The sequence below is a fragment of the Actinoplanes sp. CA-030573 genome, assembly GCF_050951115.1.
GTDB lineage: Bacteria > Actinomycetota > Actinomycetes > Mycobacteriales > Micromonosporaceae > Actinoplanes.
Window position 1 is genome coordinate 7,028,166 of record NZ_CP192038.1, and the last position, 11,758, is coordinate 7,039,923.

General features: G+C 67.7%; 10 protein-coding genes. 3 read left to right on the forward strand and 7 right to left on the reverse strand.

The window, feature by feature from the left end; all coding sequences use genetic code 11:
* Positions 1-34: 34 nt before the first annotated feature.
* On the reverse strand, positions 35-550 hold the full coding sequence (locus ACQP2F_RS32290; protein ID WP_433294120.1) for an SRPBCC family protein: 516 nt from the start codon (positions 548-550) through the stop codon (positions 35-37).
* Between the two features lie 124 nt (positions 551-674).
* Here ACQP2F_RS32290 and ACQP2F_RS32295 point away from each other — a divergent pair, with 124 nt between their 5' ends.
* Positions 675-1,391 (forward strand): lysostaphin resistance A-like protein, encoded by a 717-nt coding sequence (locus ACQP2F_RS32295; RefSeq protein ID WP_433294122.1) that lies wholly within the window; start codon positions 675-677, stop codon positions 1,389-1,391.
* Between the two features lie 115 nt (positions 1,392-1,506).
* Positions 1,507-2,217 carry a helix-turn-helix domain-containing protein gene (locus ACQP2F_RS32300; RefSeq protein ID WP_433294124.1) on the forward strand — a complete coding sequence of 237 codons (711 nt, stop codon included), beginning with the start codon at positions 1,507-1,509 and terminating at the stop codon, positions 2,215-2,217.
* Here ACQP2F_RS32300 and ACQP2F_RS32305 read toward each other — a convergent pair.
* The 5 genes from ACQP2F_RS32305 to ACQP2F_RS32325 form a co-directional block, all read right to left on the reverse strand.
* Positions 2,199-2,777 (reverse strand): dihydrofolate reductase family protein, encoded by a 579-nt coding sequence (locus ACQP2F_RS32305; RefSeq protein ID WP_433294126.1) that lies wholly within the window; start codon positions 2,775-2,777, stop codon positions 2,199-2,201. The genes ACQP2F_RS32300 and ACQP2F_RS32305 overlap by 19 nt on opposite strands.
* 103 nt (positions 2,778-2,880) lie before the next feature.
* Positions 2,881-3,273, reverse strand: coding sequence for a nitroreductase family deazaflavin-dependent oxidoreductase (locus tag ACQP2F_RS32310; protein WP_433294128.1), 393 nt, complete (start codon positions 3,271-3,273; stop codon positions 2,881-2,883).
* Between the two features lie 30 nt (positions 3,274-3,303).
* Positions 3,304-5,808, reverse strand: a complete 2,505-nt coding sequence (uvrA, locus tag ACQP2F_RS32315; RefSeq protein ID WP_433294130.1) for an excinuclease ABC subunit UvrA — start codon at positions 5,806-5,808, stop codon at positions 3,304-3,306.
* 290 nt (positions 5,809-6,098) lie between these two features.
* Positions 6,099-7,745 (reverse strand): magnesium transporter MgtE N-terminal domain-containing protein, encoded by a 1,647-nt coding sequence (locus tag ACQP2F_RS32320; protein WP_433294132.1) that lies wholly within the window; start codon positions 7,743-7,745, stop codon positions 6,099-6,101.
* 787 nt (positions 7,746-8,532) lie between these two features.
* Entirely contained in the window at positions 8,533-8,913 is a 381-nt protein-coding gene (locus ACQP2F_RS32325; RefSeq protein WP_433294134.1) for a winged helix-turn-helix transcriptional regulator, read from the reverse strand.
* 75 nt (positions 8,914-8,988) lie between these two features.
* On the opposite strand from ACQP2F_RS32325, the gene ACQP2F_RS32330 reads away from it, so the two are divergent.
* Complete coding sequence (locus ACQP2F_RS32330; protein ID WP_433294136.1) at positions 8,989-9,978, forward strand: zinc-binding alcohol dehydrogenase family protein; 990 nt, start codon at positions 8,989-8,991, stop codon at positions 9,976-9,978.
* A gap of 872 nt (positions 9,979-10,850) precedes the next feature.
* Here ACQP2F_RS32330 and ACQP2F_RS32335 read toward each other — a convergent pair.
* On the reverse strand, positions 10,851-11,711 hold the full coding sequence (locus ACQP2F_RS32335) for an esterase/lipase family protein (RefSeq protein ID WP_433294138.1): 861 nt from the start codon (positions 11,709-11,711) through the stop codon (positions 10,851-10,853).
* Between the last annotated feature and the right edge of the window lie 47 nt (positions 11,712-11,758).

Consider the following 11,758-nt stretch of genomic DNA (forward strand, 5'->3'; position numbering starts at 1 on the left):
GTCGAATCGGTTCGCTGAACATCGCCCGTGACGGCTACCGGCGCTGCTCCACATCCTTGGCGAATGCGCGCAACGTGGCGGTGAAGCCCAGCCGGCCCGCGACCGACACCAGCGGACCAGCGAAGCGCGTGACTCGGCGCGGGGACACCGTCACGTCCTCGTCCCACACCACCCGGCTGCGGGACCCGGGCAACGGCTGCACCGAGAACCATGCCCGGCCATGCACGACACGACCCGATTTGGCCACCTCGCAGCGCCCCGGCCGATCGTCGGAGCCGTCACCGGACGGCGGCTGCCACACCGTCACCGTCATCGGGTCATCGAAGGCCAGCGGGCCTACCCCCGTACGCGCCACGAACCGGGCGCCGACGCCGTCCGGCCGTGCGCTCACGGTGCGCACCACGGTCAGCGGCGCCCACCGGCCATGCCGCGGCCAGTCGACCAGAGCAGCCCAGACAACGCTCGCCGGCGCGCCCACCTCTTGCACGACCGTGAAACGCGCCATCGTCCACTCCCCCTTGCTGGTGACCTCCCGACGATCATCGCGCATCAACCCTCGTCGGATCGCCGGTTGGCGCCCGGTGTGAGCAAGCCGGTGGTGACCTCGGCAACCCGAGCGGGTAACAGCCACCGGTGACGCTTCATCGGCTCGCACGTCGAGCCCGGCCGAACCCGTGAACGCCGGCTGGCCGGCCCGCATCCGGCGCGCGATCACCGCAGCCCTGATCGATCCGGTCGAGCGCGACCACCAACAGAGCGACCACCAGTTCCGCCGCCGCCGGCTGGTCGCCGCGCTCACCCTGACGGCCGGGGCGGCCCTGCTGGGCATCTCCCTGTCGGTACGCCCCGGCGACGCCATCTTCTACCCGCTCACCGTCATGGTCGCCCTGGTGTGGATCGTCGGCGCGGTGCTGTCCGGGCCGCTGCACCTCGGGTGGGCCCCGCGGCGGGGCCGGCTGCGCCGCCCGGTCCTGATACCCATCGCCATCGGACTGGCCATCGCGGCCGTCTTCGTCGTCGGTGCCCTGCTCGTCCGTCAGATCCCGGCCCTGCGTGACCCGGTCAACGATGTGCTCGCCCACGCCCGCTACGGCAACCTGATGGCGATCGCCGCCATCACCGTGATCAACGGCGTCGCCGAAGAGATCTTCTTCCGCGGCGCCCTGTTCGCCGCCATCGGCCGCCGCCACCCCGTGGCCATCTCGACCGCCGTGTATGCCGCTGCCACCCTCGCGACCGGCAACGCGATGCTGGTCTTCGCGGCGGGAACCCTCGGCCTTCTGCTCGGTCTCCAACGACGTGCCACCGGTGGCATCCTCGCGCCCGCTCTCACGCACATCACCTGGTCGACCACCATGCTGTTCGCTTTGCCGGCACTGATCCATCCATGACCATGGCACGCGCTGCTGTCTTACGCCTTCGGTACCGGCATCATCTCGGCCAGTCATCCTGACCTGAGCGCTGTCGGAGAGCACAGAGCCGGCTTGAACGTCCTACCCTGCTTGTGTGACTCTCCGGTTCGAGACGCGCGCGTCCGACTCGCCGTGGGTCCAGTCCGTGTGGACCTCCACGAGCGAGCAGGTCTTCGAGATGACCTCCGTCGCGGCGGTGCGCTGGGGTTTGGTGTTCTGGCAGCGCGAGGGCAGGTCCTACGCGAGCGTCACGGGTCCGGAGAGCAGATCCAGCACCGCACCCGTGCCCGAGGGCGCGACGTTTCTCGGCATCGACTTCGCGGTGGGCACCTCGCTGCGGAACGTGCCGACCCCGACCCTGCTCGACGGCGGCCTCGACTTGCCCGACACCACACACAAGACCTTCCGGCTGGACGGCGTACGGTGGGACACCCCTGGCCCCGACGATGCGGAGGCGCTCGTCGAGCGCCTTGTCCGCGCCGGGGTCGTGGTCCGTGATCCGCTCGTCGCCGAGGTCCAGCGAGGCAACGTTCCCGAGGTGTCGCAACGCACCGTCGAACGCCGATTCCGCACGGCCACCGGGCTCACCCAGGGTGCCGTGCGGCAGATCGAGCGTGCCCGAAAGGCGTCGATCCAGCTGACCGCCGGCATACCGGTCGCTGACGTCGTCACCGGACTCGAATACTTCGACGAGCCGCACCTGGCCCGCGCGCTGCGCCAGTACATCGGGTACACGGCACGGCAGCTCCGGGAAGGCATCGGTGGCGCGATCTCGCTGGACCTGAATCAGCGTACGACGTCGTAGATCAGCTTGAGCACACCGTTCGGGTAGGCCTCCGACTCGCGCAGGTGAAGCCTCTGCTTGTCGTTGTCCGCCCGGCTGAACAAGCTCTTCCCGGCACCGAGCAGCACCGGGAAGACCAGCAAGTTGTACCTGTCGATCAGCCCCGCATCGGCGAGACGGCGAGCGAGCTCGGCACTCCCGTGGATGAAGATCGCGCCGCCCTCGCTCTTCTTGAGCTCGGCGACGTCCTCGGTCGAGCGCAGGATCGTCGTCGAGCCCCAGCCGTCGACGAGCGCATCGTCGGCCAGGGTGGTGGAAACAACGTACTTAGGCAGCTCCTTGTAGGCGGCATGGTCCGCTGAGCCCGGCCAAACCGGCGCGAACAGCTCGTAGCTGCGCCGGCCGAACAGCAAGGCCGTCGTGTCCTTCAGTTCCTCGCCCTTGAGCGAGAAGACTTCGGGCAGGACCTCGATGTCCTTGATCACCCAGCCGCCGCTGCGGTGCTCCTCGCCCGGACCGCCGCCCGGCGAATCGAGCACGCCGTCGAGCGACAGGAAGCCGGTGTAGACAAGATCGCGCATGGTGTCCCTCCCCAGTAGATGGCCGTGAACTACTCCGGCCACGGTAGGAAGCACCACCAGCCGCCGTCTTGTACGGAAACGACACCCGCGGCCGCTCGGAGAACTACTGCGCGGTCGCCTGCTCGCCGGCGTCCGGCATGGTCAGCACGATCAGCGGACTGTGCCGCACCATCTCCTCCACGTCGGTGCGACCCCAGCGTCTAGCTGCGGCTTCGATGTACGGGCGCCGTTCGTCCGGGTCGGTGACCACGCGCGCCGTCATCGGGATGTCCGCCGCGACGGACTGCTTCAGGTGAACCACGACGTCCGGGTCAGCGGTGATGTTGTGAATCCAGTCGCGCGTACGGTCCGCCCGTGGCATGCCAGTGATGAACAGCCGGCCGTCCTGCTCGTGAAGGAAGATCTCGATCCTGCGCGGCCGGCCGGTCCGGCGACCGGTCGTGGTCAGATCGATCAGCTGACTGTGGTGGAGTGCCGTCCTGGTGTTCTCGTCCATGTGCCCTCCTGCGCTACCGCGGACCCGCTGTCAGTCGGCGACGGTTGTGACACCACTGCTAAGTGGCGGCAGCTCCAGGATCTTCCCGGAGCGTTCGGGGTGGCGCGCCAGGTAGCGCCCGGTCGCGCTGTCCCCGGCCTCCGCAATCGTGGCGGGAGGACCGGTCGCGACAACCCGGCCGCCCGCGTCCCCACCGCCCGGGCCGAGGTCGATGACCCAGTCGGCGCCGGCGATCGTGTCCAGGTCGTGCTCGACCAGGACGACGGTGTTGCCGGCGTCGACCAGCCGGTGCAGTTGGCGCAGCAGCAGCGCGATGTCCGCGGGGTGCAGCCCCGCGGTGGGCTCGTCGAGCAGGTAGAGGGCGTGGCCGCGGCGTGCGCGCTGCAACTCGGCGGCGAGTTTGATGCGCTGGGCCTCGCCACCGCTGAGCTCGGTCGCCGGCTGGCCCAGCCGCAGGTAGCCCAGCCCCACCTCGCGGAGCGTCTCGAGGCTGCGGGAGGCGGCCGGGACGTCGGCGAGGAACTTGGCGGCGGCGTCGACGGACATCGCCAGCACGTCCGCGATGTTCTTGCCGCGGTAGGTCACCTCCAGCGTCTCGGCGTTGTACCGCGCGCCGTGGCAGGTCGGGCACGGCGCGTAGGTCCCGGGCAGGAACAGCAGTTCGACCTCGACGAACCCCTCGCCCTGGCAGGTCTCGCATCGCCCCTCCGGGACGTTGAAGGAGAACCGCCCGGCCGGGTACCCGCGCGCCTCGGCCTCGTCCGTCGCCGCGTACAGCTTGCGCACCGCGTCGAACATCCCGGTGTAGGTGGCCAGGTTGGACCGGGGCGTGCGGCCGATGGGCCGCTGGTCGACGCGGACCAGCCGGTCGAAGGAGTCGAGCCCCGCCACGTCCCCCACATCGACGTCGGGCACCGCCTCGTCGGGCTCTTCGGATGCCAGTCCGAGGTGGCTCCGTACGACCTCGGCGAGCACCTGCGTGACCAGCGTCGACTTTCCGGAGCCGGACACCCCGGTCACCGCGGTCAGCACGCAGAGCGGTACGTCGACGGACACGCCGCGCAGGTTGTGGCGGGAGACGCCGCGCAGGTGCAGCCAGCCCTGGGGCGTACGCGGGCGATGGTCGAGCGGCTCGCCGCGGCCGAACAGGTACCGGCTGGTGGCCGACTCCTCGACCGGTTCGAGGCCGGGGACCGGACCGCTGTACAGCACGCGTCCGCCGCCCTCGCCCGCGCCGGGGCCGATGTCGACCACCCAGTCCGCCCGGCGTACGACGTCCATGTCGTGCTCCACGACGAACAGCGAGTTGCCCGCCGCCTTCAGCCGGTCGAGGACGTCCAGCAGCGGCTCCGCGTCGGCCGGATGCAGGCCCGCGGAGGGCTCGTCGAGCACGTAGACGACCCCGAACAGCCCCGAACGCAACTGGGTGGCGATGCGCAGGCGCTGCGCCTCGCCGGGCGACAGCGTGGTCGAGCGGCGCCCGAGGCTGAGGTAGCCCAGGCCGAGGTCGAGCAGAACCTCGACGCGCGTGACCAGGTCGGCGCAGAGCCGGACGGCGACCTCGGCGGTCGGCGTGGCAGCCGCGGCCCCGGACAACGTCGCGGCGGGCCGCAGGAGCGCCGCGACCTCGGTGAGCGGCATCGCGTTGACCTCGGCGATGGTACGGCCGGCGAAGGTCACCGCGAGCGCCTCCGGGCGCAGGCCGCTGCCCTGGCACAGCGGGCAGGGCACACTCCGGACGAACCGCATCGCCCGCTCGCGCATCCGGTCACTCTTGGAGTCGGCGAGGACGTGCATGACGTGCTTGCGGGCGCTCCAGAACTTCCCGTAGTAGCCGTAGTCGACGCGGTCCTGCTCGGGCGCGACGAGGACGGACGGCTGCTCGTCGGTGTAGAGGAGCCAGTCCCGGTCCTTCTTCCGGAGCTTGCGCCACGGTCGGTCGATGTCGATGCCCAGGCCGCTCACGACGCTGCGCAGGTTGGCGCCCTGCCAGGCGCCCGGCCAGGCCGCGATGGCGCCGTCGCGGATGCTCAGTGACGGGTCCGGGACGAGCAGGTCCTCGGCGACGTCGTGCACGACGCCCAGTCCGTGACACCGCAGGCAGGCGCCGGCCGCGGTGTTGGGGGAGAACGCCTCGGCCTCCAGCCGTGGGGCGTCCGGCGGGTAGGTCCCGGCGCGCGAGTAGAGCATCCGCAGCAGGTTCGACAGCGTGGTGATGGTGCCGACCGTCGACCGCGAACTGGGTGCCCCGCGACGCTGTTGCAGGGCCACGGCCGGGGGCAGCCCGGTGATCTCCTGTACGTGCGGCGCACCGACCTGCTGCAACAGCCGGCGGGCGTACGGCGCGACGGACTCGAAGTATCGGCGCTGGGCCTCGGCGTACAGCGTGCCGAAGGCCAGCGAGGACTTGCCCGAACCGGAGACGCCGGTGAAGGCGACCATGGCATCGCGGGGAATGTCGACGTCGACGTTCCGAAGGTTGTGCTCGGCGGCGCCCCGGACGCGCACAAACCCGTCATAAACGTCGCTTTCCACCGGCTCTGCTTACCCTGTTCGGCGGCGCCGAATCATCATCACGAGCGCTCCCGTCACCTCGGCGCTGGTTTGTGGCTATGACGGTCCGGTCTTGCGAGCCCTCGGACTGCCGATCCGATCAGCTCGTACGCGAGCGTGGGACCGTGCTCATCTCGACATGACTGGCCGCCCGGCACACCGAAGGCCTTCCGCGGATCATGACGAGCCAGAGCGCACGGACGGCGGCAGACCCGGATGTCAAGGTTGAGTAGTGGGGCCGACCGCGAGACGATACCAGCCTCGCGGTGTGCTCACATATCCATCCTGAGCTGAGCCGAATCACTCGGTTCCATGGTGGCCAGAATGTCTTCCGCACGTTCGGAGTCCATGTATCGCAGGATATCCGCCGCGTCGGTGCGATCCATTTCCGCCAACAACGTTCCCGCTTCAGCGGGTTGCATCTCCGTCAGCACTGCCTCGCGCGAATCTGAACCCATTTGCCCCAGAATATCGGCTGCTTCCCAGGAACGCATGCTCGACAGGATGGCGGCGGCCGTGGCGGCATCTAGATCGTCGAGCCTTCCGGCTGCAGCGAACGGATGCATCCGCCTCAGCGTTGCGGCCGCCCAGTCGTTGTCTACTCGTCTCAACACCTCAATCGCGCCGCGTGAGCCGATTCGCCCGAAGCACTCCACTGCTTGCTGGTCGTCCATTGCCAAAAGCAGTCTGGCGGCGCGTTCCCAGTCGATTTGTGTGAAAAGTTCCCCCGCTGGTCCCGGAGCGATCGCGGTCAGCAACGTGGCTCGCCCCTTGTCCATGATCGCGAGCAGCTCGCCCGCCGACCTCGGCTCTGTCTCGGCCAGGATCCTGGCTGCTAAAGTTTGATCCATTGACGCCAATAGGCCAGCCGCCGTGTCCCGGTTCAAGCCAACGAGCAAATCCGCCAAACTGAACCGGCCCTTCATGGGTGGATGATATCGGCTGATCTGGCCAATCAGTTCGCCCCCTTGGACTGGGTCGATCGCAGTCAGGAATTCGGTTAGCCAGGTTTGGTCCATGCCCTGCAACAATGAGGCTGTCTGGCTGTGGTGCATTGCCTTCAAGAGCTCAGCAGCGCGACGGTGAGGCGTGGCCTGCAGTAGTTCGACGGCTCGCTCCTCGTGCATCACGTTCAGCATCGCGGCTACCTGATCAACGTTCATCAATACAAGAAAGTCGATGGCTCGTCTAGGGCTCATTGCTGCCAAGATCGATGCGGCGGGTTGAGTGAGCAGAGTGGACAGCCGCTGCACGGCTGAATCCTCCGCCATGTCGGTCACGAGTCGTGCTGCTGCATCGGGATCGAACTCTGCAAGCAATGCGCCAGCTCGTGACGGATCCATCGCCAAAAGCACCATGACAGCCGCTTTAGTGGGCATTCCGCCGAGCCGCAGCGCGGCTGCAGTGGTGGGCATTTCAGTCAAGCGTCGGGCAGCGGTTTCGGGGTGCATTCCAGCCAGCCGAACGGCGGCATCCGCAATTGGCATGGCGGCGAGAGTCCGCGTTATCGTGGCGTCCTCGGCCGGTAGGTATTCGCTGGAATCCTCCACTGGCTCTGCCGCGGAGCTCGTGGTGGTGACATTCGCCGTCACTGAATAACGACTGGCATATGCGCGTTGCCAGGCACGGCGCCATTGAACAATCTCCGCCGCGCCGGCACCACACGCGCGGGCAAATGCCTGCACAACGTCAAGCCGGGGCAGATGCCGGCCAGATTCGGCGTTTCCGGCCGTGCTGCGGGGTAGTTGTTCCCCCAAATTAGCAGCCTTCGACTCCAAAGCACGCAACGTTGGAGCCCCAGCCGATATTCTCAGCCGTCGCAACTCGCGGCCCAGCTCTGGGACACTATGGACAGAGTCGGGGTCCGCGTGTATCCCCGCAGCGGCTTGATCATCAGGAAGCTGCACATCACCTGCCATCGCCTGACGATAGCTGAAGACGTCCCACGTTGTCCCATGCTGTCCAACGATGGCCGCCGGGGAGCGAGGTTCTCCGGCTTTGTCCGTAAGCCCTTCCTCGATCGCCTTGGTGCCTCTTAACTACGCAGCAGAGCCGATTGCTCGTAACCGGTTCGCGAATTGCCGCAAATCGAGTCATCCAGAAAGAAGCATTCGTCATTGCGACAGTCACGGGCCGTAGGCGCGATCCACGTCCAGCCGCCGGCCAGAGCTGCCCTGAAGAGGAGCGTCAACAATGCCACATTGGGTCTTTCCTACCATCATTGTCGCCTACACCTGCGTCGTCATCCTTCTGGCATTGACTGGCGTCTTTAGCAAGACCTCCGAACGGCGAACCGCGGCGTATAAGGTGCTTCGGGTGCTCTTGCCCGGGGGCGTGATGACGATTGCCGCGGAGGCGATCGTCAATAGCTGCAGCGCGACATGAACTCGGTCATGGCGGGGAAGATGCTGGTCTGGCCATCGAGCGAACCCGTTCCTCCGGATCTTTGCGGAGTATCTCCAGGACCGACAACGGACCGTCTTGTTGTGAGCAACCCAGAACCGCATCTGCGGGAAGCGACCAATGGCCCGCGCCAGATCGCTGCTGCGCCGGCTCGTTGGTGGCGCGGCGATACTCAGCGGGCTCCTCACTGGTCCGCAGCCGTACAAACCGATCTCCCGCACCGTTTCGGCAGCGCCCGCGATGCGGTCGAGCTCGTCCTTGATCAGTGCGAGTTCCGCGTCGGCCCGTGCAGCTCCCGCGCTGTCACCGAACAGCGGCCGGGACTTCGAGCACGGCGGGCGGGAAACGGCCGATGTTGTCGACCACCCAGCGGCGCAGCAGCGCGAGGGGCTCGCACGCGTCGCGGCCGAGCGGCGTCAACGAGTACTCCACGTGCAGCGGCACCGCGGGGTACACGGTCCGGTCGATCAGGCCGTGCTCCTCCAGGCGGCGCAAAGTGGCGGTGAGCGCCTTCGGACTCACCCCGTCGAGCCGGGCCCGCAACGCTCCGAACCGGCGCGGCCCGTCCTCGAGCGCGCCGAGGGCGAGGGCGCTCCATTTGTTGGCCAGCAGATCCAGCATGTGCCGGCAGGGGCAGGTCGCGTCGTACACGTCGTGGGCGCGGCCGCAGGATGGGGATGCCATGACCTCCACCGTAGTATACGAAGGTAACTAAGGGCCATTGACGGTAACTAGGGTCGTTCAAATACCGTCGGCCGCATGTCCGAATTGATGCGTGCGGTGGGCTACCGCAAGAACCTTCCGGTCTCCGACCCCTCGTCCTTGCTCGACCTCGAGCTTCCGGTGCCCGAGCCGGGCCCGCACGACCTGGTCGTCCGGGTCCGGGCCGTCTCGGTCAATCCGGTGGACGTGAAGGTACGCGCAGGGAGCGACCCGCACGGCGAGCCGAAGATCCTCGGCTACGACGCGGCGGGAGTCGTCGAGCGCGTCGGCACGGCCGTCACTCTGTTCCGCCCCGGCGACGAGGTCTGGTACGCCGGTTCGATCGCGCGTCCCGGCACGAACTCCGAGCTTCACCTGGTCGACGAGCGCATCGCCGGCCCGAAGCCGGTGTCGCTGGATTTCGCCGGGGCCGCCGCGCTCCCGTTGACCACCCTCACCGCGTGGGAGGCGCTCTTCGAGCACCTGCGCCTCGGCCCGGACAGCACGGGCACGCTGCTGGTCCTCGGCGCGGCCGGCGGGGTGGGCTCGATCGCCGTCCAGCTGGCGCGGCAGCTGACGAACGTCGAGGTGATCGGCACCGCCTCCCGCCCGGAGTCCCGGCAGTACGTCCTCGATCGGGGCGCGCATCGGGTGGTCGACCACCGAGCCGAGGGCCTGCCGGACGGGGTCGACTACATCCTCACGCCGCACTCGGCCGGCATGGTGCCCACATTCGCGCGGATCCTACGGCCGTTCGGCGCCGTGGTCGCCATCGATGAACCGGCCGGCCTGGACATCCTGCCGCTCAAATCCAAGAGCATCTCCTGGCACTGGGAGCTGATGTTCACCCGCGCCCTGTACGACCCCACCAGCACCGCGCAGCACGAGATCCTGCGGCAGGCCGCCGAACTGGTCGACAAAGGAGTTCTGCACACCACGCTCACCGAACGCCTCCACGGGATGAACGCCGCCAACCTCCGCCGCGCGCACGCCACGGTGGAGACCGGCTCGGCCATCGGCAAGGTGGTCCTCGATTACGCCATGTAACGGATCCGACGGGCAGACCGAGCCGGTTATCCGCGTCGGGCACTCGTATGGGCGGCGCTATCACCTCGGCCGAACTTTTGCCCCGTAGAGCCCTCACGACCCGCTCGGCCATCTAGTCGCTCAGCACGGTCGGCCAGCCATAGTTACGAAGCGTTTCGGCCCGCCGCCGGACATAGGTGGTGTTGGTCTCCCTCGCGGCGGCTACGTCATGAAGCCGACCCGGAAGCCGGAGTGGCGCGGCTCGGCCTCCATGCCCGTCGGGGCCTCCGTGGCGACCTGTACTAGCGGTGATGGTCTTCAGGTCGGCGCTCACCTCGTACCTGACCGGGCGCCGGCCTTGGTGCCGAACACGTCGTACGAGCCGTCGGCGTCCTTTGCACGTTGGTGACGGAGTCCTTCGCCAGTTACACATGTTGCGGAGCACCAGCAAAACACCGACGGAACATCCGACCTGCCGATGAAAGTATGGAAAGCCGGCATCGAACGAGACGAGTCACGCGATGATCGATCGATGAGGCGGCTTCAATACCTGGTGGAAAAGCCTCATCCAGACGGCCGACATGGAGCAGTTCCGTGACGACCTCACCGGCCGAGTGCGGGACGCCGTAACGCCGAAGCGGTCAGGGCCGACCGGCTGGAGCGAGCCATCCGTGCTTCCCGGGGCTAACCTAGCCCCAGCGAGGACGGCACCGCCGCCGCGGACCGATGGCGGTCTAGCTAACGGCACCCGACGCAGATGAGCGCCGGTCTCCTATGGGTTGTTGTGGGTCGGGCGGCTGCCCGCATGGCGGGTTAGCCCCAGCGGCGTAGTCGTTCGCTGCGGATGCCGGCGCGTTCGCGAATCGGCATCGCGGTGGAGCCTCCCCGGCCCGCTACGGGTCAAGCCGCTTCGGGTCGATGACATTGCCGTCGCCGGTGACGATGACGCCGTAATTGGCGCCGTCGACGGCGACGTGCCGGCCGGCTGACTGCGGGTGGTTGACCTGGCCATCGAGCAGGCCGGCAATGAAGCGCCTGATCTGGCCGTAAACAACATCACGGCGGCTGACCGGCTTGCAAATGGAGACGTGATTCGCATCCACCGGAATCGGCCGCACCTTAGCGATGCCGGGATTGGCGGAACTCTCGTCGACCACTCTCAGTCCGCCTGTGGCCTGCGTCTCGAAGAACGCCAGGGTGCGGATCGCTCGGTAGTCAAGCCAATCTCGGTACCGATCGTTGAGCTGCCTAAGGTGCGGTTCGTTGCGCACCAGGTCCTCGACAGCGGGCGTCCCCCGATAGACCGAACCGAGGGCCCGGACGGCCTTGGCCGTGCCGGATCCTGTGTGCGGCGTGGCGAGAAAAACAACACCCTTCGTCATCTCCGCGACGGCGGAGTATGCCGTTCCTGCCTCCGACGCGTGCAGCAGCATCTCTTTAACCAGGAGGCCGCCCATGCTGTGGGCGACGAAGCAGATGGGACGCCGGCCGATCTCGTGGTTTTGCAACAACGCAAGCACATTGATGGCACGATCCGGAATGCTCATCGACCGGCCGCGCCACCCGCTCGACCAGGCGTCGTAGTCAACGGACCAGACCGCGATCCGCTCCACGTCCTGCGCCAGCCACAGCGGCCAGAACGAGTCGTCGCCCCCGCTCGACCAGGACTTCCGTGCGTCACCGTCCAGCCCGTGGAGAAAGACCACATCCAAAGCCGCATCGTCTGGCGAAGCAATCTCAAAGATCTCCGTCACCACTCGGCTCCTCGTGTTCTGTGCCGTTGAGGCACGTACCCCGCAGC